Source organism: Seonamhaeicola sp. ML3, assembly GCF_023273855.1.
GTDB lineage: Bacteria > Bacteroidota > Bacteroidia > Flavobacteriales > Flavobacteriaceae > Seonamhaeicola.
The window spans coordinates 3,217,864-3,244,215 of sequence record NZ_CP096884.1 but is presented as its reverse complement, the minus strand read 5'-3'; the positions used below and the strand labels follow the sequence as shown (position 1 = coordinate 3,244,215).

25 protein-coding genes are annotated in these 26,352 nt (G+C 36.3%); 11 read left to right on the top strand and 14 right to left on the bottom strand.

Annotated elements, in window-relative coordinates:
- Positions 1 to 462: 462 nt before the first annotated feature.
- Positions 463 to 1,410 carry a phosphoribosylaminoimidazolesuccinocarboxamide synthase gene (locus tag M0214_RS14110; RefSeq protein WP_248723205.1) on the top strand — a complete coding sequence of 316 codons (948 nt, stop codon included), beginning with the start codon at positions 463 to 465 and terminating at the stop codon, positions 1,408 to 1,410.
- 211 nt (positions 1,411 to 1,621) lie between these two features.
- Here M0214_RS14110 and M0214_RS14105 read toward each other — a convergent pair whose 3' ends face one another.
- The 4 genes from M0214_RS14105 to M0214_RS14090 form a co-directional block, all read right to left on the bottom strand.
- Positions 1,622 to 2,641, bottom strand: coding sequence for a serine hydrolase (locus M0214_RS14105; protein ID WP_248723204.1), 1,020 nt, complete (start codon positions 2,639 to 2,641; stop codon positions 1,622 to 1,624).
- Positions 2,642 to 2,870: 229 nt separating this feature from the next.
- Entirely contained in the window at positions 2,871 to 3,404 is a 534-nt protein-coding gene (locus tag M0214_RS14100; RefSeq protein WP_248723203.1) for a TIR domain-containing protein, read from the bottom strand.
- Positions 3,405 to 4,292 (bottom strand): DUF4231 domain-containing protein, encoded by an 888-nt coding sequence (locus M0214_RS14095; protein ID WP_248723202.1) that lies wholly within the window; start codon positions 4,290 to 4,292, stop codon positions 3,405 to 3,407.
- Positions 4,289 to 4,873 (bottom strand): TIR domain-containing protein, encoded by a 585-nt coding sequence (locus M0214_RS14090; RefSeq protein WP_248723201.1) that lies wholly within the window; start codon positions 4,871 to 4,873, stop codon positions 4,289 to 4,291. Before M0214_RS14090 ends, M0214_RS14095 begins: the two co-directional genes overlap by 4 nt.
- 340 nt (positions 4,874 to 5,213) lie before the next feature.
- Here M0214_RS14090 and ppgK point away from each other — a divergent pair, with 340 nt between their 5' ends.
- On the top strand, positions 5,214 to 5,963 hold the full coding sequence (ppgK, locus tag M0214_RS14085; RefSeq protein ID WP_248723200.1) for a polyphosphate--glucose phosphotransferase: 750 nt from the start codon (positions 5,214 to 5,216) through the stop codon (positions 5,961 to 5,963).
- A gap of 9 nt (positions 5,964 to 5,972) precedes the next feature.
- On the opposite strand, the gene M0214_RS14080 is transcribed toward ppgK, so the two are convergent.
- Both M0214_RS14080 and M0214_RS14075 read right to left on the bottom strand, forming a co-directional pair.
- Positions 5,973 to 7,631 (bottom strand): SulP family inorganic anion transporter, encoded by a 1,659-nt coding sequence (locus M0214_RS14080; RefSeq protein ID WP_248723199.1) that lies wholly within the window; start codon positions 7,629 to 7,631, stop codon positions 5,973 to 5,975.
- Positions 7,632 to 7,762: 131 nt separating this feature from the next.
- A complete protein-coding gene (locus M0214_RS14075; protein WP_248723198.1) occupies positions 7,763 to 8,410 on the bottom strand; it encodes an HAD family hydrolase in 648 nt (215 codons plus the stop codon).
- Positions 8,411 to 8,865: 455 nt separating this feature from the next.
- On the opposite strand from M0214_RS14075, the gene M0214_RS14070 reads away from it, so the two are divergent.
- The 3 genes from M0214_RS14070 to M0214_RS14060 are packed head-to-tail and all read left to right on the top strand — an operon-like array spanning position 8,866 to position 10,603.
- Complete coding sequence (locus tag M0214_RS14070; RefSeq protein WP_248723197.1) at positions 8,866 to 10,161, top strand: DEAD/DEAH box helicase; 1,296 nt, start codon at positions 8,866 to 8,868, stop codon at positions 10,159 to 10,161.
- A 2-nt stretch (positions 10,162 to 10,163) separates the two neighbouring features.
- Positions 10,164 to 10,373 (top strand): DUF6500 family protein, encoded by a 210-nt coding sequence (locus tag M0214_RS14065; protein WP_248723196.1) that lies wholly within the window; start codon positions 10,164 to 10,166, stop codon positions 10,371 to 10,373.
- On the top strand, positions 10,373 to 10,603 hold the full coding sequence (locus tag M0214_RS14060; protein WP_248723195.1) for a VF530 family DNA-binding protein: 231 nt from the start codon (positions 10,373 to 10,375) through the stop codon (positions 10,601 to 10,603). The genes M0214_RS14065 and M0214_RS14060 overlap by 1 nt, the downstream gene beginning before the upstream one ends.
- On the opposite strand, the gene M0214_RS14055 is transcribed toward M0214_RS14060, so the two are convergent.
- The 5 genes from M0214_RS14055 to M0214_RS14035 all read right to left on the bottom strand — a co-directional run bounded on the left by M0214_RS14055 (position 10,600) and on the right by M0214_RS14035 (position 17,404).
- Complete coding sequence (locus M0214_RS14055) at positions 10,600 to 11,394, bottom strand: carbonic anhydrase (RefSeq protein WP_248723194.1); 795 nt, start codon at positions 11,392 to 11,394, stop codon at positions 10,600 to 10,602. The genes M0214_RS14060 and M0214_RS14055 overlap by 4 nt on opposite strands.
- Before the next feature lie 97 nt (positions 11,395 to 11,491).
- Positions 11,492 to 14,671 (bottom strand): cytochrome c biogenesis protein CcsA, encoded by a 3,180-nt coding sequence (ccsA, locus tag M0214_RS14050; protein WP_248723193.1) that lies wholly within the window; start codon positions 14,669 to 14,671, stop codon positions 11,492 to 11,494.
- Positions 14,672 to 14,779: 108 nt separating this feature from the next.
- Positions 14,780 to 16,258, bottom strand: coding sequence for an ammonia-forming cytochrome c nitrite reductase (nrfA, locus tag M0214_RS14045; RefSeq protein WP_248723192.1), 1,479 nt, complete (start codon positions 16,256 to 16,258; stop codon positions 14,780 to 14,782).
- Positions 16,259 to 16,294: 36 nt separating this feature from the next.
- The gene (nrfH, locus tag M0214_RS14040; RefSeq protein WP_248723191.1) at positions 16,295 to 16,894 is read right to left on the bottom strand and encodes a cytochrome c nitrite reductase small subunit; all 600 of its coding nucleotides are present in this window, start codon (positions 16,892 to 16,894) and stop codon (positions 16,295 to 16,297) included.
- A gap of 141 nt (positions 16,895 to 17,035) precedes the next feature.
- Entirely contained in the window at positions 17,036 to 17,404 is a 369-nt protein-coding gene (locus M0214_RS14035; RefSeq protein WP_248723190.1) for a TfoX/Sxy family protein, read from the bottom strand.
- A gap of 79 nt (positions 17,405 to 17,483) precedes the next feature.
- Between M0214_RS14035 and M0214_RS14030 the strand changes: the two genes are divergently transcribed.
- Positions 17,484 to 17,741: a DUF4212 domain-containing protein gene (locus M0214_RS14030; protein ID WP_248723189.1), complete on the top strand. Its 258-nt coding sequence runs from the start codon at positions 17,484 to 17,486 to the stop codon at positions 17,739 to 17,741.
- Between the two features lie 16 nt (positions 17,742 to 17,757).
- Positions 17,758 to 19,458, top strand: a complete 1,701-nt coding sequence (locus tag M0214_RS14025; protein WP_248724972.1) for a sodium:solute symporter family protein — start codon at positions 17,758 to 17,760, stop codon at positions 19,456 to 19,458.
- Between the two features lie 56 nt (positions 19,459 to 19,514).
- On the opposite strand, the gene M0214_RS14020 is transcribed toward M0214_RS14025, so the two are convergent.
- Both M0214_RS14020 and M0214_RS14015 read right to left on the bottom strand, forming a co-directional pair.
- Complete coding sequence (locus M0214_RS14020) at positions 19,515 to 20,405, bottom strand: alpha/beta hydrolase (RefSeq protein ID WP_248723188.1); 891 nt, start codon at positions 20,403 to 20,405, stop codon at positions 19,515 to 19,517.
- Between the two features lie 22 nt (positions 20,406 to 20,427).
- Entirely contained in the window at positions 20,428 to 21,522 is a 1,095-nt protein-coding gene (locus tag M0214_RS14015) for a heparan-alpha-glucosaminide N-acetyltransferase domain-containing protein (RefSeq protein WP_248723187.1), read from the bottom strand.
- Positions 21,523 to 21,631: 109 nt separating this feature from the next.
- Between M0214_RS14015 and acs the strand changes: the two genes are divergently transcribed.
- Positions 21,632 to 23,539: an acetate--CoA ligase gene (acs, locus tag M0214_RS14010; RefSeq protein WP_248723186.1), complete on the top strand. Its 1,908-nt coding sequence runs from the start codon at positions 21,632 to 21,634 to the stop codon at positions 23,537 to 23,539.
- 82 nt (positions 23,540 to 23,621) lie between these two features.
- Here acs and M0214_RS14005 read toward each other — a convergent pair whose 3' ends face one another.
- Positions 23,622 to 24,239 carry a fumarylacetoacetate hydrolase family protein gene (locus M0214_RS14005; protein WP_248723185.1) on the bottom strand — a complete coding sequence of 206 codons (618 nt, stop codon included), beginning with the start codon at positions 24,237 to 24,239 and terminating at the stop codon, positions 23,622 to 23,624.
- A gap of 140 nt (positions 24,240 to 24,379) precedes the next feature.
- On the opposite strand from M0214_RS14005, the gene M0214_RS14000 reads away from it, so the two are divergent.
- The 3 genes from M0214_RS14000 to M0214_RS13990 all read left to right on the top strand — a co-directional run bounded on the left by M0214_RS14000 (position 24,380) and on the right by M0214_RS13990 (position 26,208).
- Positions 24,380 to 24,898 (top strand): DinB family protein, encoded by a 519-nt coding sequence (locus M0214_RS14000; protein ID WP_248723184.1) that lies wholly within the window; start codon positions 24,380 to 24,382, stop codon positions 24,896 to 24,898.
- Positions 24,899 to 24,945: 47 nt separating this feature from the next.
- Positions 24,946 to 25,536, top strand: coding sequence for a Crp/Fnr family transcriptional regulator (locus tag M0214_RS13995; protein WP_248723183.1), 591 nt, complete (start codon positions 24,946 to 24,948; stop codon positions 25,534 to 25,536).
- Between the two features lie 96 nt (positions 25,537 to 25,632).
- Positions 25,633 to 26,208: a YceI family protein gene (locus M0214_RS13990; protein WP_248723182.1), complete on the top strand. Its 576-nt coding sequence runs from the start codon at positions 25,633 to 25,635 to the stop codon at positions 26,206 to 26,208.
- The last annotated feature ends 144 nt before the right edge of the window (positions 26,209 to 26,352 follow it).

Genomic DNA, 26,352 nt, shown 5'->3' with positions numbered 1-26,352 from the left:
GTAGGCAGTATACAGTGAAAAGGATCTTTGTCATGCTGAACTTGTTTCAGCATCTTAATTTTTTTCAGGAGCTATATCCCGCTTTCCGCTATATCTTTTTCTCGCGCCTCAAAAAAGGATGCCGCTGCAATCGGGGCTAGTTCTCGATACAATCACGCTTTGGCGTGATTACTCGAACTGACAAAGAAACATACGTCATTGCGAGACAAATTAGGAAGAGATTACCACGTTGTTCGTACCTCACTCCTCGTAATGACAAAGAAACATATGTCATTGTGAGACAAATTGGAGATTTGTCGTAACAATCTATAAAATGCAACAGATTATTATACCATTTCACTCTCCATAATTACAAATAAATAATATTTTTGCATTCCACTTGTCACACTTAGCGCAGTCGAAGTGAGACAAGAGTTAACAAATAAACAAATACACTAGTAGCTAACAGCCAAAAGCTAACAAATGAGTAACACAATAATAGATTCCAATTTTAATTTTCCGGGGCAAAAAAGTGTCTATAAAGGAAAGGTACGCGAAGTATATAACATCAACGATGAGCAATTGGTAATGATTGCAACCGATAGGCTTTCTGCCTTCGATGTGGTGATGCCAAAAGGGATTCCGTACAAAGGACAAATCCTAAACCAGATTGCTACCAAAATGATGGCAGCAACCCAGGATATCGTACCCAATTGGTTGATGGCTACACCAGATCCAAACGTGGCGATAGGTCATTTATGTGAGCCGTTTAAAGTAGAAATGGTTATTCGTGGCTATATGTCCGGTCATGCGGCACGCGAATATAAAGCGGGCAAGCGTATGCTTTGTGGCGTACCTATGCCAGAAGGCATGAAAGAAAACGATGCTTTTCCAGAGCCTATTATCACGCCGGCAACAAAAGCTGAAATGGGCGACCATGACGAAGATATTTCCCGTGAAGATATTTTAGCCAGAGGTATTGTCTCTGAAGCCGATTATGTGGTTTTAGAGGATTACACCCGTAAATTATTTCAAAGAGGAACAGAAATCGCTGCAGAACGCGGACTCATTTTAGTGGATACCAAATACGAATTTGGAAAAACCAAAGACGGCCAAATCGTGCTTATTGATGAAATCCATACACCAGATTCATCACGCTATTTTTATGCCGAAGGCTATGAAGAACGCCAAGCAAACGGGGAAGCCCAAAAACAGTTGTCTAAAGAATTTGTGCGCCAGTGGTTAATCTCTAATGGTTTTCAAGGTTTAGAAGGACAAACCGTGCCGTTTATGAGCGATGAGTACATTGAAACCGTAAGTGAGCGTTATATCGAGCTTTATGAAAACATTACAGGCGAAACTTTTGAAAAAGCCGATGTTTCCAATATTCAGGAGCGTATAGAGGCTAATGTTTTGGAGTATTTGAAATAATGGTTTAACGATATGTCAGTTCGAGTGATCACGCCAAAGCGAGATTGTATCGAGAACTTCTTGAGCGACCGCATTTCTAGCTGACGTCATTGTGAGACAAATTGGAAATTTGTCGTGACAATCTTTATAATGAAACAGATTATTACGTCGTTTCACTCCTCATAATGACGGTAAACATATATAAAAAGACCTTGCATTCGCAAGGTCTTTTTTATTCTCGGTTCTTCTTAAGTATTTTCACAATTCTATTAATGGAAATTTGCGATAAATTCCATTCGTAGCCTTCAAAGTCTGTGGTATTCAAAAACTGAACCACAACAGTGTCTATGTCTTCGTGGTATTCCGCTAGACTTTGATAACCAACAACCAATCCGCCATGGTCATATTCATAAGGATAAATTGCCTGTTCGCCCTCGTCAAATACAGAGCCATCGTTTAAGGCTCTCAAAAATTTACCAACATCTTGTGCGGTGGCTAACATGCCATATTCACGAGCTTTAAAATCTTCCTCATAACCTACGTAATAACCACTCATCACATCATCTAGATTAACTTCGGTAATTGAAAAAAATGTATGGTTCAATTCTAGTGGAATTAATATGTTCTCTTTGATATACGCATTGTGGTCATAGCCCAAAACATCATCCATAATCTTCCTAAGCAATAAATAATTCGTATTCGAATATTCGTAACCATCGTTAGGTTTAAAACTGGCGGGTAGGTCGAGGGCAAAATCTAGAGCATGTGTACCATTTTCCTGTTCGTTTTCCCAATAGGCAGGGTTATCCGTAAAATTCGGAATACCAGAACGGTGTTGAATCATCATCCTCAAGGTAATTTCTTCAGCATGTTCAATCCTGCCTTTAAGTTCTGGCATATAATCCGTGAGTGTTTTATCAAAAGACAAACGTTTTTCTTTAACCAACTTAGTTGCCGCAACAGCAGTGTATAATTTGCTAATACTGGCAATTTTGAATAAGGCGTTGGGGTTAGCTGGTGTTTTGTTTTCTTTGTTATCATAGCCGCCAGCATAAAACACAGGGGGGTTACCAGCTTCATCTACATAAACAATCATACCAGCAAAGCCATGGCCAACGGTTTCATCAACCTGTTCTTGTATGGTATCGGGTAAGGGTAATATCCATGACCAAACTAAAATCCATGGCACAAAAAATAAGGATATGGCCGTTGAGCTTAGCAACACGATTCTGAATATTTGTATTTTTTTCATACCTAATGGATTGATAGCGCAAAGGTGTGTTTAAGATACAATTTATTTAAATCTTAGTGTCTGGATTGTTGTTTTTTTGGGATTGGTTGATGATAAGAAGTCCTTGACTTATTTAAAGAGTGATTTGATTAGGAATATTTTACTGGTTGTGCCTAAGAGTTGGTCTAATAGTAGTTGCTAGGGTTTTCACTAGTAGGTGAGAACAAGCACTTACTTATAGCTATCTCAGTTATTTTATTTTTTCAATAATCGCTTTAGAGTTAAACCCAATAATTTCATCAGCTGTTTTCTCCAAATATTTCGGAACTTTATTGGTGTTCCAAGGTCTTACTGCAATTACTTTTTTACCCAAGGATTTAGCTATTTCAACCTCTTTTTTTATCCAGTATTTATTTGAATAACTACCACCAAGGACAAGTAGACATCTACTGTATAGTAATTGGTTTTTTATTTTATTTTCAATTTCTTTTTCGTTTTTTAAATCCTCTGCTTTATCTAGAGAAATACTATGATTGTAATAATTGAAACCTTGTTTTTCAAAACCTTTGATTAGGTTATTGTAATCTTTATTATGTTTCCAAGAATGGCTTACAAAAATTCGAGGTTTTCTTTGTTTTCTTTCTAAGATATGACTTTCATCTTCATTCAATTGATTACTGATAAGGTAATCTATAAGTTTAGAAATCAAATTTGCAAATAAAAGAACTCCTCCAATTGAAATAATAAGCGGCAGCCAAGATGATTTTTTAGTTTCATTATCCATTTATTTTCTTCTTTGAGCAGTCCATAATGTGTGTTCTCTCGAAATTGCATTTTCTGAGTCCAAAACAAACTCTGATAGCTGTTCTTCAGTTTGAACTTTATATGATAGTTCCTTAATAATATTCAATTCTATAGAGGCTGTTGTATAGGCTTGTTTTAACTCTTGATGTTGTTTTATTTGCAACCAACTTATCGCAGAGGACGCAATTGTGGTAAGAAACCCTACAAAATTCCAATCGTTATTGGGGAATTTAATCAAAAAGACTACACTGATAATAGCTAGACTTTGAGAGGCGATTATTATATAAAACCAGATATTATATTTTTTTTTATTCCACTCAGCTTTATCAGAATACCATTGTTTCTGATTCTCAATTCTATTTTCGATGTAATAACTTATTCTGTCCGAAACTGAATAGTCTCTCAATTCTAGCATTCTTGATGTAATAATTTTTAAGTTTAGAATTTTTGAATCTAAATGTCTTGATAATGAATTAAACTCATTAGATATATCGCATATCCGTTCAATAAAAAGTTCTTTCACGATATCAATAGGTATTTGTTTTTCAAAGGACTCCGAACACATCGCAAATCTCCAGGTAAGTGTTTTACATGATTCTGCAAATGCTCTACATTGATACCAAACATCTTCGTATTTTTTACTTTTAAGAATAATTGTTAAGATTAAACCTAATAATAAAAAGATTCCTGAAAGTATATGAATATAAAGTTTATAATTAGTATCTGTAAAACAGTATATAGCCAGTACAGCTGCTAAGACCATTGACACTAGGTCGATTCTTATAATATTTAAATAATTTGATTGGGAATCATTAGATAACTTGTCCGATGCTTGAAAGTAGTTTGGGTATTCTGTTGTTTCTTTCACGGTTTTACCTTAGTTTTATTAGCAATAGGTTCGCTTCTTTTATAGAATGCTTTGTCTATATAAACATTTGGTGTTTTTTCAAAGTCTTCCCATTTAGCGAGTACACAATATCTATCTTCATCTGCCCAAGCACACTTGTCGTTTGGTATATAATAGTTATACGAAAATTCTTTAATTACTGTGCTGTCGTTTATTTTGACTGTATTGTGAGAACTATTACAAATTGAACAGTCATACGTTCCTCCAAATATTTTGTCAGTCATACTGGGAAGAACCACTCCTAAAATTCCATTTTTTGAGTTATTTTGTCCATTAAAAAGAGAAGCTTGTAGTTCTCTTTTTATAAAATTTTGATTTTGAAAAAATGAATTTTCTGCACTGTTATTTCCAATTAAAAAGATAGTGACAGTAGAGTCTGATAGATAATCTTCTCTTATTTTTCTCATTATATAATCCTCGTCCTCCGAATTTATAGGTTCATTCAGTGATTTGTCAATCATATCTAAATTCATTTCGTCTCTGATATATTCTTTATAATCAATATCTTGAGTCTTGAATGAAATAAAACATTTGTGTGCCATATTTTATAATTGTTGCTAACAGCTAAATAAACTCAGTTGTAACCGAATTCATTAATTGATAAGCCAAATTAATTTTACAAGTTAAAAGTAAATATATACTACATATAAAGAAAGAAAAGTTATAAACAATATGAACTATATTATTAATAGCTATTTAGTGCAATTCTGAAAATTATCATAACAAGGTTCTCTATGATTTGCTTAAATACAATGCACCAATATGCTGGGCTTTTAAACTAGGTTTTGGATAGTGAACTTTGTAAACGTGTTGATAGTCAGATTGAAACAGAAACAAATTTACTTTTCTTATTTTTAGCGTTTCCAACTTAAAAATTAACAGATGAACATACTCGGGATAGATATTGGTGGCTCAGGCATGAAAGGTGCTATTGTAAATGCTGCAACGGGCGAAATGCTTACCGAACGCTTTAGAATACCCACACCAAAATCGAGAACTCCCGAGGCCATGGCCAAAGTCTTCAATAAGATTGTAACGCACTTTGATTATAACGGACCTGTTGGTGTTGGTTTTCCAACCATTATAAAACGCGGGGTTTGTATGGCAACGGGTAACTTAAGCAAAGATTGGCTAGGAGTTAATGCCCAAAAATTATTTTCAGAAGCTACAGGATTACCTGTTACCGTTATTAACGATGCCGATGCCGCCGGATATGCGGTTATGAATTACGGTATTGGCAAAGACAAGCCGGGTTTGGTGTTAATGATTACCATTGGTACTGGCCTAGGTAGTGGTGCGTTTTTAAACGGCGAACTTTTACCTAATTTCGAACTCGGACAAATACCTTACAAGAAATACAATAAGATTGAGGCTTATGCTTCTAATGGCGCCAAAGAAAAGTACGGGCTTAACCACAAACAATGGGGAAAACGTTTCAATAAGTTTCTGGAATTGGTAGAACTTATTATCTGCCCCGATGAAATTATTTTAGGAGGTGGTAGTTCAAAGGATTTTGATAAATACAAAAAGCAGATTAAAATCAATACTCCCGTTATACCAGCTAAATTAGGTAACCATGCAGGTATTATTGGTGCCGCTGCTGCTGCATTTCGTCAGTTTAATAAAGACTAATTTTTAGCCTTATTTCTTTTTAAGTTTTTCCTTTAAATACACAAAGGCATCCTCAATATGCTCGAAAACGTCGTCTTCGGGAACCAAATCGGGGATAATATCTACGGCCTCTAGCATATCTTTTGGTTGTTCTTTTAGACCTACTAAAAGCACTTCAATACCTTCTTGATTTAAATCGAAGATGATATCTTCTAAAGCATATAAGCCAGATTGGTCCATGTAGGGCACACGATCCATTCTTAAAATAACGGCTTTTACCTGGTCGGGGAGTTCTTTAATTTGGTCTTTAAAATAGGAGGTAAAGCCAAAGAATAAAGCACCGTACAGGTGTTTGATAATTACCTTGTCTTTATAGTTTTCGTAAAACTCGGTTTCGTCTTGCCAAGGTTTATCACCATCAATATCGGCCACAGCACCAACTTCTAAACCTTGTTCGCTGATATCTCCAGATTTTTTCATAAAGAGTAAACAAGCAAGGGCAACTCCAATACCTACGGCTTGTATTAAACTTCCAAAAGTGGTTATCAATAGCACTAAAACTAAGACCACGGCATCTGCTCTTGGAACTTTTATTAAGTGCTTTAGCCCTTTGAAATCAACGATTTTAAATCCAATAGGAATTAACAAACCAGCCAAAACACAAAGCGGAATATGCGCTGCTAATTGCCCTAAACCAAGAAGAACCGCCAGTAGAAAGAGCCCATGAAAAATACCCGATAAACGTGTTTTTCCTCCTGCATTTATATTGACAACCGTACCTTTTGTAGCCCCAGCACCTGGAATTCCGCCTATGGCCGCTGCTAGCATATTGCCAATACCTTGGCCAATTAATTCTCTGTTACTATTGTGTTTGGTTTTGGTCATATTATCGGCAATAACCGAGGTAAGTAAGGAATCGATACTACCCAAAACAGCAAAGACAACCCCGTATTCTAAAATAGTACTGTAAGCACTAGAATCTATTTCTAAAATACCGCCCAATTGAAATGAAGGCAAGCCCGAAGGAATTTCACCAATTAAAGGCACATCTAGCTTTAAAAAGTAAGCGATTAAAGTTGCTGCTATCAAAGCCACCAAGGCGCTTGGTATGGCTTTAGTTATCTTGGGAAATATAAAATAGATAACAATGGTGGCCGCCCCCAAGAGTAATGCATTCAAATTACCCTCTGTAAACAATCTTGGAAATTGCTGAATGACTTTCACGGTAGATTTAGCCGAGTCTAAACCCGCAAATGGAAACAATTGCAGAATAACGATAATGAGTCCGACACCACTCATAAACCCAGAAACTACAGGATAAGGGAAATATTTTACGTAGCTGGCAATATTCAAAAAACCAAAAATAACCTGAAACAGTCCTCCCAGTAGAAAGGCTGCCAATATGATGCTTAGTCCGTTTTCAAGACTGCCGCTCATTTCTATGGCGGCGGCTACAAGTGTTGCAGAAACCACGGTCATAGGTCCTGTTGGTCCGCTAGCCTGAGTTTCGGTTCCCCCAAACAAGGCTGCAAAAATACCAACGGCTATAGCGCCGTAAAGTCCTGCGGTAGCACCCATTCCAGATTGCACACCAAATGCTAATGCTAATGGAAGTGCCACAACCCCAGCCACTAAACCACCAGTAAAATCTCCTTTTAAATTTTTGATATTATAGAATCTTGAAAGCATATTTTAAAATTTTCAGGTTTGAAGATACTAAAAACAGGAGTAAACCGGATATGCTTTTTACATTTCGATAAAGATTTATAGCCTATTTATCCGAAAGACAGCTGTTTAGTTTTCAATTTTTAATCTGAGAATTATAAAATATCGAGTAATTCTGAAGGGTGATTTATAATAGCATTGGCACCTTGGGCAATAAGTTCTGCTTTATCCCTAAATCCCCAGCTTACACCAACCGAAAACATGTTGGCACGTTTAGCAACTTCTACATCTACATTGGTGTCTCCTACATAGATGCTCTCTTCGGGTGTTACGTTCAGGGATTCACAAATTCCCAAAAGGGTTTGCGGATTTGGTTTTTTTAGGGCTTCCTCTTTTAATCCCAGTGTAGGATAGACATATTTAGGTAACAGGGCAGCAGCTACTTTTTTGGTTAAAGTATCTTCTTTATTGGATAGTACTGCCAGTTTAATCCCTTTCTGTTCTAAAGTTTCCAGTAGCTCCAAAATACCCGGATAAGGTTCGGTTTTATTGGTGCAATTTTCACTGTAAATGTCTAGCATTTCGTTTAAGCACACATCCACAAGTTCTCCTTTTTCGGGAGAATCTGGTATGGCTTTTAATACCAAACTCCTTACGCCATGCCCAACAAAAGTTTTGTAGGTTTCATAATCGTAAGTCTTATAATTACGTTGGCTAAGTACGGTGTTCATAGCATCGGCTATATCGAATATGGAGTTTACCAATGTGCCGTCTAAATCAAAAATTACTGCTTTATATGTCATGCAGTAAAACTAATAATTAAAGTCTACAATTCTAAGGTTTATAGCTTGTTCATTTTGTTAAATTTGGAAGTTTTAGTAGCAGGTTCCATTTTATTATCCAGTTAAAGGTTAAAACCTTGCAATTCCATTGCAGTTACTTTAGTTTCTATAAACTTTTTCAATCGATTTGTCATTCCGCACTTGATGCGGAATCCAATCATTATACTTGGATTCCTGCCTTCGCAGGAATGACAGTCTTGCGTTGAAAAATAATTTCATTCATTGATTAAAACTATGGATTTCCAATCCCTAGTGGTTTATTTTACTAACGGAAACTTTAGGTGTTAAATCGCTAATATTTCTTCTGCTCCCCACGTTTTACTGTAAATATGCTCTAGTTAATACTTAAAGGCTTAAATTTGCAGCTTAATTAGAATGACGCTATATATAAGAATGTCATTTGTACATTCATTTATATGTCATTTAATTCCTTAGGATTATCAAATGCTTTATTAAAAGCAATCAGTAAACAAGGCTATACAACGCCTTCTCCCATTCAAGAAAAAGCCATTCCGTTAATTTTAGAAGGTAAAGATGTTTTGGCATCGGCACAAACAGGAACTGGTAAAACTGCTGGTTTTACGTTGCCTATGTTACAAAAGTTGACGCAAGGACAACGCATGCGTAAACGTCCTATTCGTGCTTTGGTATTAACGCCAACCCGAGAATTGGCTGCCCAAGTGCATAATAATGTAAAGGCGTATAGTGAGTTTTTGGATATTAGATCTGCTGTTATTTTTGGGGGTGTGAATCAAAAACCACAAGTGGCCACCATTCGCAGAGGCGTGGATATTCTCATCGCAACACCGGGGCGTTTGTTGGATTTAGAAAACCAAAGATTATTATCGCTTGCCAAAATCGAAATTTTAGTTTTAGATGAAGCCGATAGAATGTTGGATATGGGGTTTCTTAGGGATATTAAAAAGGTGATTAGTTTAGTACCAGCCAGAAGACAAAATCTTTTGTTTTCGGCAACCTTTTCAAAAGAGATTAAAAATTTAGCCAATAGTTTTTTACATCATCCTGTTTTGGTTGAGGCAACTCCTGAAAATTCAACGGCCGATGCTATTGACCAAAAAGTATATAGAGTAGCCAAAGGAAAGAAAACGGGGTTGATTATCAAACTGATTTCTGATGGTAACTGGAAACAGGTGTTGGTGTTTACCAGGACCAAACACGGTGCAAATAAGCTTTGTAAAAAGATGGTTAGCGCTGGTATTTCTGCAGCTGCTATTCACGGAAATAAAAGCCAGGGAGCACGAACCAAGGCATTGGCAGGTTTTAAAAAAGGAACTGTGAGGGTTTTGGTTGCTACCGATATTGCTGCTCGTGGATTGGATATTCCGTTGCTACCGCACGTAGTGAATTTTGAATTACCCAATATTTCTGAAGATTATGTGCACCGTATTGGTAGAACGGGTAGAGCAGGTGCTAGCGGTGAAGCGCTATCTTTGGTTAGTGCCGATGAGACTACTTATTTAAAGAATATTGAAAAACTGGTAGGCCTTAAAATACCAGTAGAAATTATTGAAGGGTTTGAACCAGACCCAAATGCTTCAACAGAACCTATAAAACAAGGCCAAGGCGGTGGAAACAAAAGAAAACCTAAATCTAGGCGTTCTAATAATTCCAGAAGTGCAGGAAATGAAAGCAATCAATCTAGACGACCAAAACGAAATAGAAATAGACGGTCTAAAGACAACAGGGCTTAAAAATGACTTCTGAATTAAGAGATAAGATAATTGCGGTTTGCGACAAGAAAATAGCACAGAAAGGTGAGACTGTTGGTGTATCCTTTTATGCATTTTTCTCAAATAAAAATGATAACCCTGATTTTTTAATGGAAGCCGCCACTTGGTGGATTAAAACCCACCAGTTAGATCATTTTGAAAAAGCTACCAAGATAAAAGCCCTTGTTTTGTAGTGGAAGCACAACCCAATAACCCCTTGCACGGTATTAAGCTAGAGCAAATTATAAATGATTTGGTAGCTCATTATGGTTGGGAATATATGGGGTATACCATAAAAATTAGGTGCTTTACCCTCGATCCTTCTGTAAAATCCAGTCTAAAATTTTTACGCCGAACACCATGGGCTAGAACCAAAGTGGAGCAAATGTATTTGAAGATGCTAAGTAATAGAAAGCGTGGCTAATAATGATAATTTACAATTCTACCATTTAAGGGTTGTTCGTTTCTATAATTATTTACAGGCATATTGCTTTTTAGTTTTAGTACTTCTTCTACCGATAATACCATAGGTTCCTTAAAAACAATCCAATTCACATTTTCTGAACATGGTGGCGTTGTTAACGAACCACCATACGAATAGTAATGCTTATCTTCTAAAAGTAGACTAGACAAATCAATCTTCTGATGAATATCTTTTACTGCTCCATTTTCAAGTGGTAAAAAGCTCTCAAAGAATTCGAACAGTTGACTCTCTTGGCCTTCTTCGCCTAAAACACCAAGTACGGCTATTTCACCCCGTTTACTAACATGAACCAAATGCATTTCTATAGGGTAAGTAATACCATTGATTCTATGCTCAGCAGGTTCGTGAAAATGAATTTGTTTTAAGTAGAATGTTTTGCCTTTGTAGTTAATGGAATCTCCAGGTTCAAAATCGAATTGAATGGAATGACCATTGTTTTCAACCTCACTTAAGAGCGTAGTAGGTGTGTAAAGAATCTTTAAATCGTCGTTGATACGAACGGAATCTACTTCGCTATGAATAATATTTATGGGTGATTGATGATTGCCATCACAATCTGAGTTCTTTTCTATCTCAGCCCAATGGATAGGAGAGGTTTCACCTTCGTAGCTCCAATGCTTTTCGTGGGGCGTATGCTCTGCAATATGATGGTCTGATAGTTTTTTGGTTTTGTTACAGGCAATACTTACCAAAAGAATAAGGGTAATTAATAATTTGACTGTAGTTTTCATAATTGGAGTAATTTGTAATTGTACTACAAAATTACCTCACTGAATAACTATAAAATCTAACTTTTGTCAGGTTTTGGTTTAAATTTTAAAAAAATAACTATCGGGTTCCTTTAGTTGTTTGTAATTTGTTTTTTCCCTGTTTAAAAGCCACGAGAATACTAATCAATACCATACCCATAAAAATCAAATACACAAATTTTGGGACAGGAACAGGGTCTCCAGAGGCATAACTGTGCAAGCCAGACAGGTAATAATTTACTCCAAAAGAGGTCATGATAATTGACCAAAAAGCAAACATACTGGCCACATTAAGCGTAAAGAAGTTGTTCAACTTTGGTACAAACCGCAAGTGTAACACAATAGCATATACTATTATGCTAATAAGTGCCCAAGTTTCTTTTGGATCCCATGCCCAATAGCGTCCCCAGCTTTCATTGGCCCAAACACCTCCTAGAAAAGTTCCTACTGCCAATGTGAACAACCCTATGGTCATGGAAAGCTCGTTGATGTAAGACAGTTCCTTTACTTTTATTTCGATGATATCTTTAGTCTTTTTGGTTTTGAATAACATGAGCAACAATGCCATGATGCCTAAAACGGCCGATAAGGCTAAAGGCGCATAACTACTAACTATAGTCGCCACATGAATTTTCAACCAATATGATTTTAATACCGGCATGAGGTTAGTAATTTCTGGATTAAGCCAATCTAGATAACTCACAAACAGTAAGGCGCCAGAAAATAGGGTGGAGAGCGGTAAAGAAAAATCAGATTTTCTAAACGTTAAGAGTCCGCTTAATAATAAACACCAAGCCACAAAGACCAGCATTTCGTAACCATTACTCCATGGGGCATGCTGTGATACATACCAACGTAAAATAATATTGAATGTAAATAACAAGAACGAAATAAGCGTGAGTAAGACAAGCCCGTTCCAAACGATATCTACCAGTTTGTTGTTAAGGAACATCTTTACAATGGCCATAATTAACAACACAAAACCAATGGTAAAGAACACTTGGAACAACCAAAAATTAATATTGGCTTTGTTGTACCACAACTCGGCCTCAATACGTTCTGGAGACGGAATAATATTGGCTCCAATAACGTCTTGGTACTTTTTAATGTAGCCTATTTTCTCATAGGCTTCATTGTATTTACCTGTTCTCATATCATTAAAGTATGCCGGTAGAATACTTTTGGCAAACCTGCCATCTTCATCACTAAAATCCTTGAAGTCGTGCGTGTAACTAAACCAAGTATTATTAGTGTCTTCTTTATTTGGAAAAACCTTGAGATAATTACCGGTGAATAAATTGTAAAGGATGTTAAAACGCTCGTCAATTTTCAAGACTTCCTTATCAAACTCATTACGTTCGGCGGGTTTCTTTTTATTGGCTTGTTCTGCCGTTTCAGATAGTAAATATGCTCCGTTTTCATCCAAAAAGCTAACAAAAGCATACAGTCCATTTTTACCAACAGGAATATCGTTTAGTAAGTCACCGGTTTTTTCAGAATCGGCTTTAATAATAGGGATGCGCTGCCAAACACCTGGCGCCATGTGCATTCCTAAAAAGACCTGGTTAACATCAAGTTTAAAGTTTTCACCGTCTATTGGGTATTTGAAATACGACTTTCTGGAAATCTTTCTTATACATTCTGAAGCCAGTGTGTTTATGGGTTTAATCCGTCCGTCTAAATCCTGAACCAATAAGCGCCCAAAAAAATCGGCTTGTTGTTGCTCAATCTGTTGTGACTTTATTAAGTTTTCAATTGAAGGTGCATCAGGAATACTATCTTGATTAGTGGTTGCATTGGCGAATGGCATACCAAACCATAACGTCAAAATAGCAACAGCTACAGCGGTCTTGGTTTTTAATTTTTTCAGTTTTTTATTGATTATTTGAAAACGCGATGTCTTTCCGAAGAAGGTGAAAAACATACCTAGACCCATTAAAAAATAGCCGATATAAGTTACCCATGTACCCACACTGTCGTGATTTACAGATAGAACCGTACCTTGTTCGTCGGTATCATAACTGGCTTGAAAAAACCTGTAGCCCTTGTGGTCTAAAACGTTATTCATGAATATTCTATACGGTATTTGTTGTCCATCATCCAGTATCATAACCTCACTGGCATAGGCAGATGGACTTGATGAGCCTGGATAGCGTTCTAATTGAAAATCGTTCAGTTTTAATGAAAATGGCAATTCTATGGCTCCTGCACCATAAGATAGGATGATCTGCACGTCATCCTCAAACTCACCAATATGTTTTATAGGTAAAAAACCTTCGCGATAAAGTAGGTTGGTTTCTTGAACGGCTTCGTTTCCCACTTTAACATTCACGATTAAAGCATCATCTAAAGTAGCATCGTTATCGGTTTTAGTAATTGCAGAACTCTCTAATTTAAAAGTGCCATTTGGATAATAGGCGGTTGGTACAAAAGAAAAATCTCCTGAACGGAACAAAGTCTTTAATGATATCTGCTGAAGCGTATCTTGCTTTATTTTACCAGCTTGCTGACTGGCCATAATAAAGAAATCTACCGGATGCGGACTTCTTATTTTAAAAGTACCGTCATCTTCATAAATATTGATGATGTCTTCTTTATTGGACTCAAAACCAACTTCGTGCTGGTGCGACCCTATGCGTTCTATTTCTCCTTTCTCTAAGTAAATGGTATTTCTGCCATTGCCCGAGGTAACAACCATTTCTAAAAGTGGTTTTCCGTTAATGGAATCTTCAATTACTTTTGGAGAAGCATCAGCGATATATTCATTATAACTAATGTTGATGTCTTTGCCATTAAAATCAGTTTCGATTTCAAAATGATTGTCTTCCAACGGCGAAAAGCTCAGTTTTTTGTGAATGGTCTTTTCGTTTTTGCCGTCGGTAATTGTTGCCGTTAAAAGTTTTGTATCTGAGATAATAACATTAGAACTACTCCCTTCACGAATACGCATAATACCACTAAATGCCGTATATCTCGTAATACCTGCCCCAAGGATAATGACAATAAAAGCAATATGAAATAAGAAAATGGCCCATTTCTGTTTTCTATACAGTTTGTATTTAAAAATATTGAAGACAAAACTTATGGCGAGGCCGACCATTACAACTTCGAACCACCAAGAATCGTAAATACTGGCCCAAGCTACTGCTGTACCGTAATCATTTTCTACAAACGTAGCAACGCCCATGGCTATTGCGAACACCAATAACAGGATTAATGCTAATCCTGAAGAGGAAAAGAATTTATATAACTTGCTCATACCTTTATTTTTAAAAGAGATAATCTTTGAAACGCCTCCAAAGATTACCTCTTTCGGCCAAGAAGGCCTTACTATTACTTAACTTAAATATTTAGTTTTCTTGGAAACTTACTTAGTACCATAAGTAGCTTCTCTTTTTTCTGCTGCTTCTAACCATTTTGGAAGAAGATTTGCTTTAAATTCTTCCTTTTCTTTGTTTAGTTTTTCCATATCTAAACCAATATATGCCTGTGCTTTTTCCTTAGTGGAAATATCTGGTATTTCAACAGGTTTGTTATGTCCTAATTCTGCTAATAAGCGAGCCAGTTTTACACGACCTTCGGTAGCTTTGTCTAGTCCGCTACTTAATACTCTAGCTGTTTCAACCGGAGAGTGGAAAGAGGCACCGTGGGCTGCTGCTGCATAATCCCAACGCCATTGTGCGTGACGAATGTCCATTAAGATGTCTTTCATTTGTTCTTCGGAAGCACCTAAGTCCCAACATTTTTTAGCCTCTACGTGCATTCTTACTAAGGCATCTTCTAAACGCAATCTGCTTTCTGCAGCTTTTTGCTGACGCTCGTAAACATTAGTTCTTAGTTTTTCGGCTTCTTCACGGTGACATACTTGACAAGAGTTGGCTACATTATTAAGAGGCGACTGTATGTGGTGATCTGTGAATTTTTGACCACCTTCGCTCTTATATGGCATGTGGCAATCGGCACAAGAAACGCCTCTGTCGGCGTGAACACCAGTTAGGTAAGTTTCGTAACCTGGATGCTGTGCTTTTAGCATTGGCGCTTTACTTAATTTATGTGTCCAATCTTTGAAGTTCATATCGTCGTAGTATTTTTCCATGGCTTCAACAGACATACCGTTTTTCCAAGGGAATGTTAAGTAAGGCACGCCTTCTTTACCTGGTGTGTTTTTGTTGAAGTAATATTCTACGTGACACTGTGCACAAACCAAAGAGCGCATTTCTTGGTGTGTTGCTTTATTGATGTCTTTGCCCATGGCTTCGAACGCCTCAACTAATGCTGGACGCGTAATGGTTAATTTCATAGTTTTGGAATCGTGACAATCTGCACAACCAATCGGGTTTACAACTTCTTCACCTTTATCGGCCCACTTACCGCTGTAGAACTCAGCTATTCCAATTTCGTTCATTAATCTTGGTACATCCGGAGATTTACAAGTCCAACAAGTCGCTGGCATTGGTCCGTCACCTTTACCTTTTGGCCCACCAGTTCTTAAGGAGTTGTGGATGTCTTCAACAGCGTATTGGTGACCGCGACCTTGATTGTAGTCTTTAGCGAATCCGTACCCTGCCCAAAGTACTGCTAATCGTGTATCTTCTTCCAACATATCTCTCATGGCATTACCACCTTGAAAAGAAGCAAAGTCACCTTGTTCGGTTTGCAAAAATGATTGGTATTCTGCCGGAAAATTTTTCCCCCATTCCTCATTTCTTGGTTCATTTTCGGCAATCTCCACCTGAGGAACATACTTGTATTTAGCTTCGTTTTTCCTATTTACAATGCTCGAAGCGAGTAATCCCAAAAGGAAAACTACAACTACAGTTACAATAAATAATACTTTGTTTTTCATCTTTTTAAAAATATTTGTGGGTCGTGTAAATTAGTTTTAATCGTTTATTTTATTATCCAGCCATTTAGGTATTACTGTGGTAACCGTATCGGTTGGAATTGGCGCAATGTTGTTTCTTATAGTTGAAATACCGTGAACAGTACCATGAGGTATTTCTTGATGGCATTCCCAACATTTTCGGTCTGTTCTACTCGCTTTGTGTCCGTCTAGCCAACCATCATATTTTACTTGTGTTACCTGTTGAACATGGCATCTTATACAGTTGTCTTGAACGACTTCTTCGGAAGCCTCGCGCATAAACATGACTTCAGGCTCCATTCTAGCTGTAAAAATCGAGGCATGAAATAAACCGTCTTTAGCTTTAAAAAAGTATTTGTTTGCTACGTTATCATGAGGAACATGACAATCGTTACAGTTGGCATATTCGCGGTGAGAACTGTGCATCCAACTATTGTACATAGGGGTCATGACATGGCAATTAACACAAGCCTCTGGCTTGTTAGACATATAGGAAACTAACGAGGCTTCCTTAGCCATAAAAAAGCCCAAACCTACAAGAGCACCTATGAGCACAATAGCTACGGGACGCCATCTGGACTTTTTGTTGGGTAGAATTTCTTTTTTCTTTAGGTTCAAGTCTTTAGTTTTTAAGGAGTTTTATATCCTAAATATTGTTGAACCAAAAGTACATTGGGGTTATCTATTAAAAACTAACATTTGTCATGTTTCCAAAAAAATATTAAAAAAATGCAATGAAGTGGGTGTGTAAAACTTAGTTTATTTTTTCCTTCTAGGTTTGCTCGCCTTCGCCTTAGGGTTAAATGCAATACATAAATCTAGCCAGTAACTTAAATCATCTTCAGAATCAAAACCCTCGGGTGTAACAAAAATATAACCTTTCATGGGGCGGCCGGTAAAATCCATGGGCAAACAATACGGCTTTTCAAGCGCTTTTTCATAAGCGTCTTCACCAATACGTGCCATTAATAGACTATCGCCAAATTTTTTGTCAATATTAATACCACAAAGCATTTTGCCATCTAATTTAAACAACAATCCACCCATCATTTTTTGATCTGTGAAGTTTACTTTTTTCTCTTTAAGCTGATTGATAATTCGGTCTGCTAAATAGTTGTCGTAAGCCATGATTTAAAATTTGATTAAGATAGTGTTGTAACCCTAAAAATACATTTTTCTATCTTTAGAAATTATAACCAACTAAAAAATGACTGATAAAAATAAGGCAAAAGCCTATTGGAAAGAAAACATTAAATATGTTTTAGCACTCCTCTTAATATGGTTTCTAGTATCTTATGGAGCAGGTATCTTGTTTAAAGACGAATTAAATACTATTAAAATAAGCGGATTTAAACTAGGCTTTTGGTTTGCACAGCAAGGGTCTATGTATGTGTTCGTTATTCTCATCTTTGTTTATGTACGTCTCATGAATAAACTGGATAAAAAATATGGCTATAACGATTAAATTTCTAGTTGCAGCTATGGGCGTACAGGATTGGACTTATATCTTAGTTGGATTAACATTTACTTTATACATTGGTATCGCAATCTGGTCACGGGCAAGTTCTACAAAAGAATTTTATGTAGCCGGAGGTGGTGTTTCGCCTTGGGCAAATGGTATGGCAACTGCGGCCGATTGGATGAGTGCAGCATCATTTATATCTATGGCCGGTATTATTTCTTTTGCTGGTTACGATGGTGCAGTCTATCTTATGGGATGGACTGGAGGTTATGTGCTCTTGGCACTGCTTTTGGCACCTTACCTGCGTAAGTTCGGTAAATTTACTGTACCCGATTTTATTGGAGATAGATACTATTCTAAAACGGCAAGAATTGTAGCAGTGTTTTGTGCGCTCATTGTGTCGTTTACATATGTGGCTGGGCAGATGCGTGGTGTTGGTATTGTGTTTTCACGTTTTTTGGAGGTAGACATTAACACTGGTGTAATTATTGGGATGCTCATTGTTCTTTTCTACGCTGTTCTTGGAGGGATGAAAGGTATCACGTATACGCAGGTAGCCCAATATTGTGTGCTTATTTTTGCTTTTATGGTTCCTGCTATTTTTATTTCTTTTCAAATGACAGGGAATCCTATTCCACAATTTGGTTTTGGAGACAAGTTGACTGATGGCTCAGGGTACCTTTTGGATAAACTGGATGGTTTGAGCACCGAGTTAGGCTTTTCAGAATATACAGAGGGAACCAAATCAACCATAGACATGTTTGCCATAACGTTAGCACTTATGGTGGGTACGGCTGGGTTGCCTCATGTAATTGTTCGGTTTTTTACCGTAAAGCGGGTAAAAGATGCCAGAAAATCAGCTGGTATTGCCTTACTATTAATTGTACTTCTTTACACAACTGCACCTGCTGTTGCTGTTTTTGCAAGAACAAATATGATTGAAACGGTTTCTAATCAACCCTATGCCAAGATGCCCGAATGGTTTAAGAAATGGGAAACTACAGGACTTATAAGTTTTGAAGACAAAAATGGAGATGGTAATATTCAATATTTAGCCGATAAATCAAAGAATGAATTAACTGTTGATAGAGATATCATGGTGTTAGCAAACCCCGAAATTGCCAAATTGCCTAATTGGGTTATAGCGCTAGTTGCTGCCGGTGGTTTAGCTGCAGCATTATCTACTGCTGCCGGATTGCTATTGGTTATTTCGGCATCGGTATCACACGATTTAATTAAGAAAGTTATCAAACCTTCTATTTCAGAAAAAGGCGAGTTAATAGCCGCGCGTTTGTCTGCCGTAGGGGCGGTAGTTATAGCAGGTTACTATGGTATTCACCCTCCGGGGTTTGTTGCTGCTGTTGTAGCTTTAGCCTTTGGTTTAGCTGCTGCGTCATTCTTTCCAGCCATTGTTTTAGGGATTTTTTACAAACGTATGAATAAAGAAGGTGCTATTGTAGGAATGGTAGTTGGTATTGTATCCATGTTGCTTTACATGATTAAGTATAAATTAGGTTGGTTCGATGAAACCTTACCAGATAAGAGCGAATGGTGGTTTGGGATATCTCCAGAAGGTTTTGGGACAGTTGCTATGCTCTTAAATTTTGGGGTTGCCATTACTATTATGAGATTTACTAAGGCGCCATCTAAAGAAATTCAAAAGTTGGTCGAGGATATAAGAATACCCAAGGGTGCTAGCGAAGTTTCTTCACATCATTAATACTAAATTCTTTGAGTTCAGAATTATGAAAAAAAAGTGATAGTAACAAGCAACAATTAGAAACCTAAGGTACGTTCGGTTTGTCTAATTTTTTCTCTCATAACATCATTATTGAGAAAATCTAGAATATCATTAAAATGAGTAAACATGGGAGCGCTCGATCTTTCATGTGGTTCGGCAATAATCGATACCAAATAGTAACTTTTTCCTAGACCTTTTAGACGATCTGCTATGGCACGAGATCCATGAAGTATTAAATACCCGGCCTTATCTTCATTACAAAAGTGATGAGCTGCTATGTAGTAAGGTACCAAATTATCATTCGTTCCATGAAATAATTGAGTGGGTATGGCTTTCGATGCATTCACTTTTTCTAAAGATGTTACTGCGCCAGCAAACCCAATAACACCTGAGTATTTATAATCTTTGGGTAGTATTTTGTTTTCATGTAAATAAACAAGGTTTAATACTGCTTCTGCTCCAGAACTTGTGCCCGCTAAGACTATCTTATTGGTGTCTATCCCCAGTTTTTTACTGTTTTTTATTAAAAATTTAGTGGCATGACTTATATCTTCAGAAGCTGTATTGAATGCTTTTATTTTATCCTTTCGTTTTACATCGCATCCAAACCCTTTGTTTTTCATACTTAATCTATAGGAAATTGAAGCTACAGCAAAGCCATGCTGGGTAAGTTTTTTGCAAAACTTAGTGATATGGGGTTCATTTCTAGAACCGCTTGCAAAGCCTCCGCCATGCACAAAGATTATTAGTGGTTTAGAACTATCTGATTGGTTGGGTTTGTATAAATCTAGTTTAAGGCTGTCTCTTTTAATTACCTTATAAGTTAGTGATGGCATTGTGACCGTATCGAGGACATGGTTGTGAGTAGTTTGAGACCAACCCATTTGAAATATAAAAGCAATAATTAGTGTGTTTAAAAACTTCATGAACCAGTAGTCGAAATAAATGTTAATTACTTTTCATTTTTTCTATCAAAAATTTTATCCTAGAGTATAGGAACGCGTTGGTCTTGGCGTAATAAAAAGCTATGGTGCATACAAAAAAGATGAAAAGAAAAGCACCGGCAATGGCTTCTTGCGGATTTAAAACCTTAGTCAGATATCTTTTTAATCCGTAACCTGTGAAACTTCCAAAAAGTAAAATAAAGTGAAATATATAGATGGATAGAGTTTTTTGTCCAATTTTAGCAATGAACGAAGCTTTGAGGTATCGTTCTAAAGTATAAAAAAGACCAAATAAAACGAGGACATTTCCAAAACGAGTAAATAGATAGTTGTAACCAGCACTTAGATGAAATATTTCTATACCGCTAATATGAAACACTTCATTTAAAAACCAGGAAGAATGAAACATGAGTAAATAGCCAGTAACGACAAAAATGATTATGGTTAAAAACTTAAATTTATGTTTATCGGCATGCCTAAAAAATACTGTTGCTAAAAAAGCTCCAAAAGCAGAGTAGCCAAACCAAGGTAATATCGTAAATACAGAACCATGGGTTGTTGATAAATAATTTGCCAATAATAAAGGGATGTTATTGAGTTCTAAATCTCGATACAACGGTTCGGTTAAAAAGCATAAAAAGCCTATGGTGAATAAAACTATTGAGAATAGGTAGCTGTATTTCCTTAAAAGCAAGTGTAATCCAATTAAAAGAATTAAAGACAAGCCTATGCATTGTAAGACATCTACTTTAAGAAAATTGGTATTGAAATCTCCAGACAACCAACTAAAGAAATTTACACGTAGTAGATAGCCCGTTAAGATAAGCAGTAACCCTCTAAAGAACCCTTTTTTTATTCTTGCTTTATCGTTATTTTGAGAATGCGCTCTTAGTAATAAATAGGAAAAAATTAAGCCAGATATGGTGAAGAATACTGGGGCGGTAATACCTCTAAAATAAAGCCAAATATTGTAAGCAATATTGTCAGTGTCTCTGTAAGCTGGATCTAATGCGGTATCTATAAAGTGCCCTTGAAGCATCATTAAAATAGCAAAAGCCCTTACAGCATCTATAAAATATAACCTTTTAGTTTTTTGCATAAAAAAAGATGTAACTAAATATAGGCTTAAAAATTTAAAGTTAGGGTTCAAGGTATATGATTTTTACTTGAATTGTTTATTTTAGACAACCATAATAAAACAACTAAACATGAGTAATTACCACATAAAGCATTTAGAGGAATATTATCAAGTCTATAGAAAATCGGTTAGGGAACCCGAAAATTTTTGGGAAGAAATAGCCGAAGAGCATTTTATGTGGCGTAAAAAGTGGGACAAGGTTTTAAGTTGGGATTTTTCAAAACCAGAAGTTAAGTGGTTTGAAGGTGCTCAATTGAATATTACTGAAAATTGCATTGACAGGCATTTAGCAACAAGAGGAGAAAAAACAGCTATCTTGTTTGAACCGAATAATCCGAACGAAACTGCCGAAAGTATTACTTATAATCAACTTTCTGAGCGTGTTAATAAGTTTGCCAATGTACTAAAATCGCAAGGCATTAGAAAAGGAGACAGGGTTTGTGTTTATTTACCCATGATTCCCGAGCTAGCAATTTCTGTATTGGCATGTGCTAGAATAGGAGCTATCCATTCGGTTGTATTTGCTGGGTTTTCATCAACAGCATTATCCACAAGAATAAACGATTCTGAATGTAAAATGGTGATTACCAGCGACGGGTCTTACCGTGGTGCTAAAACCATCGATTTAAAGGGCATTGTTGATGAAGCTTTAAATGATTGTTCTTGTGTTGAAACTGTTTTAGTTGCCAAACGTATTGAAACAGATATTCATATGGAAGCTGGTCGTGATCAATGGTTACAGCCTCTTTTGGATGAAGCTTCGCCAAATTGTAAAGCAGAGGTTATGAATGCCGAAGACCCGCTATTTATTCTTTACACATCTGGCTCTACAGGAATGCCTAAAGGTATGGTACACACTACAGCAGGTTATATGGTTTATACGGCCTATACTTTTAAGAATGTCTTTCAATACCGCGAGAATGATATTTACTGGTGTACTGCCGATATTGGTTGGATAACAGGACACAGTTACATTGTATACGGGCCATTAGCCAATGGAGCAACCACCGTAATGTTTGAAGGTGTGCCGAGCTATCCAGATTTCGGACGTTTCTGGGAGATTGTAGAAAAACATAAAATAAATCAATTCTACACGGCACCCACAGCTATTCGAGCTTTAGCAAAACAAGGTTCGGAACTGGTAGAGAAATATGATTTATCGTCTTTAAAAACACTGGGCTCTGTTGGAGAACCAATAAATGAAGAGGCCTGGCATTGGTATAATGATAATATCGGCAAAAAGAAGAGTCCTATTGTGGATACATGGTGGCAAACTGAAACAGGAGGTATTATGATTACGCCAATTCCGTTTGTAACTCCTACGAAACCAACCTATGCTACTTTACCTTTTATTGGTATTCAACCTGCATTAATGGATGAAAATGGAGAAGAAATTAAGGGCAACCAAGTAGATGGGCGATTATGTGTGAAATTCCCATGGCCGAGTATGGCGAGAACCATTTGGGGCAATCATGGGCGCTATAAGGATACTTATTTTTCAGCATTTGAAAATAAATACTTTACAGGTGATGGGGCCTTAAGAGATGAGGTTGGTTATTACAGGATAACAGGTAGGGTAGATGATGTAATTATAGTTTCGGGTCATAATTTAGGCACAGCACCAATTGAGGATGCTGTAAATGAGCACCCTGCCGTAGCCGAATCTGCTATTGTTGGATTCCCGCATGATGTGAAAGGTAATGCACTATATGGTTATGTTATCTTGAAAGATACAGGAGAGAGCAGGGATCATAATAACCTCAGAAATGAGATAAATCAAATCATAACAGAACACATAGGGCCTATAGCTAAATTAGATAAAATTCAGTTTACAAGTGGGCTTCCAAAAACAAGATCAGGTAAGATTATGAGACGTATTCTTAGAAAAATAGCTCATAAGGATACAAGTAACCTTGGTGATACAAGTACCTTGTTAAATCCAGAGGTGGTTCAAGATATAATGGATAATGTTCTTTAAATAGTCATTACAAAAACTACAAAAACTACAAAAACAAAAAGCTACCATATTGGTAGCTTTTTGTTTACCTGTTAGATTATAATTATATCGTTTTAAAATCCAATAATAATTCACCCTCTATTGAAGCCTCTAAGTGGTCACCTTTATTAATTAGGCCAATACCATCGGCTGGTGTTCCAGTAAAAATTAAATCACCCGGATTTAAAGTCATAACTCGCGATACATAAGCAATAATTTCACTAAAATTATAAATCATAAAACTCGTATTTCCAGTTTGAGTAGGAACACCGTTTATCTTTAGGTCGAAATTAATATTATCAAGATCTGGAAAATCAGAAATAGGTTTAAAATCAGAAATAGGAGAAGCCCCATCAAAGCTTTTAGCTAAAGCCCAAGGCCATTTTTTATCTCTGCTATCATTTAACATGTCTTTTGCTGTATAGTCAATACCAACGGCGATTTCACTTATGTAGTTAGCAGCATCTTCTTTAGTAATATTTTTTGCAGTTTTACCAATTTTAACTAATAATTCTACTTCGTAAACCACTTCATTAGAGAGGTGAGCGGGGTATTCTACATCTTTATTTCCTGTAACTAATGTACTATCGGCTTTAAGAAATATTAATTGGTGCCCATCCTTTAAATCGGCTATTTCATTTTTATCGCTAACATAGTTTTTTCCAATACCTATAATTTTCATGCGTATTTAGTTTAAATGAGATTAATTTAGGCTCTAAAATTAGTGAAATGGCTAGGAAGGAAAAAGAAATTATTAACGAATATATAACGAATGTTACACCCAATAAATAGTATCTTTAGCAATAATATTTTATACAGATTATGAATAAAAATCAGCTTAAAGTATCAGAATATAATGCTTTCTACAGTCGATATCTCGACTTAGTGCCTGAGGAAACCACTTTGGCAGAAGGATTTAGGAATCAGGCACAGGAAGTTATCAGGTTTTTTGAGTCTATTGCTGAAGACAAATTAAATTATAGTTATCAAGAAGGCAAATGGACTATTAAAGAAGTCTTGCAACATCTCATTGATACCGAACGCGTATTTCAGTTTAGGTGTTTTCATATTGCTCGACATGATAAAACACCAATACCAGGGTTTGAACAAGATGAGTATATTAAGCCATCTCGAGCAAACTCAAAAACAATTGGATTATTAATAGAAGAATTTAAGACTGTTAGGGATAGTTTTATTGTACTCTTAAAGAGTTTAGCCGATAGTGATTTAAAAGCGATTGGAATAGCTAATGGAGATAATATGTCGGCCAGAGCAGCTGCATTCATTATATTGGGGCATTATCTGTGGCATATTAAGGTAATTAATGAACGTTATTTGTGATTAATCAAGTCATTTTACAAATTAAGAGTTAAAAAATTAAAAAGAAATTGACAAGACAAGAAGGAATCCCGTTGTTACAATATATAAGAAAGCATGTCACCTTAACCGAAGAGGAAGAAGCTATCTTACTTTCTGTAGTTCAATATAGAAAGTATCTTAAGGGGCATTACATAGTGCAACAGGGAGATGTGTGCAAATACAGTAGTTTTGTTGTTTCTGGGTGTACAAGAACGTTTTATGTGGATGATAAAGGTTTGGAACACATCATATTATTTGCTATTGAGGATTGGTGGACATCAGACATAGGAAGTTTTATAACCCAAACTCCTGCCGATTATAACGTTCAATGCTTGGAGCCCACAGAGGTTATTCAGTTTCCATACCATACTCAAGAACAATTATTACAAACAATTCCTAAACTAGAGCGCCTTTTTAGGATTATGCTAGAACGCGCTCTGGTATCTTCACAAAAACGCATTGCTAGAAATTTTAGCTTAACGGCCAAAGAGCAATATTTGCATTTTAGAACGCAATACCCGAACATAGAACAGCGCGTACCACAATATATGGTGGCGTCTTATTTGGGTATAACCAAAGAGTTTTTGAGCAAAATAAAGCGTAAACTGGCAATGACTTAGTTAAACTAGATTAACATTAATTAATAAACTACATTATTTTTAGAATCGTGTAAGTTGCCGATCTTTGTTACGTCAATTATTTAAAACCATATAGAAATGAAAAACATAATTAAAAAAACTGCTATCGTTGCACTAGCTTTCGTAACGTTTTCTTTTACTACTTTAAATGAAGAGAAAAAAGCAATTAAAACAGAATCAAGTAAAGTAGTCTGGAAAGGATACAAAGTTACTGGTTCACACGAGGGAACTATTGCTATAAAGTCTGGATCCTTAACTTTCGAAGCTGATAAATTAGTAGGCGGGGAGTTCGTGATTGATATGACCTCTATCAATACCACAGATTTAGAAGGTAACTGGAAAAATAAATTAGATGGGCATTTAAAGTCTGATGATTTTTTTGGTGTTGAAAAGTACCCAACAGCTAACTTAATCTTTACTAGTGTAGAGGCTTCTGGTAAAAATTCTTATAAAGTTACTGGTGATCTTACTATCAAAGGAAAAACTAACCCAGTTACTTTCGATATGTCTATATACGGCAACAAAGCTACAGCCAATATAAAGATTGACAGATCAAAATACGATGTAAGATATGGCTCAGCCAGCTTTTTCGATAATTTGCAAGATAAGGTTATCTATGACGAATTCGATTTAGTATCCGATTTAGAGTTCTAAACTCAAACCTAAATAGATTAATAGTAAAAGGTGCTCTGAAAAGAGCACTTTTTTTGTAAATTTCAGTTGTGTTTTGCGACATATATTTTAATGTAAGTGTAGTATTACCTTTTTCGATGAAAATGCACTATTTTTTCTATAAAA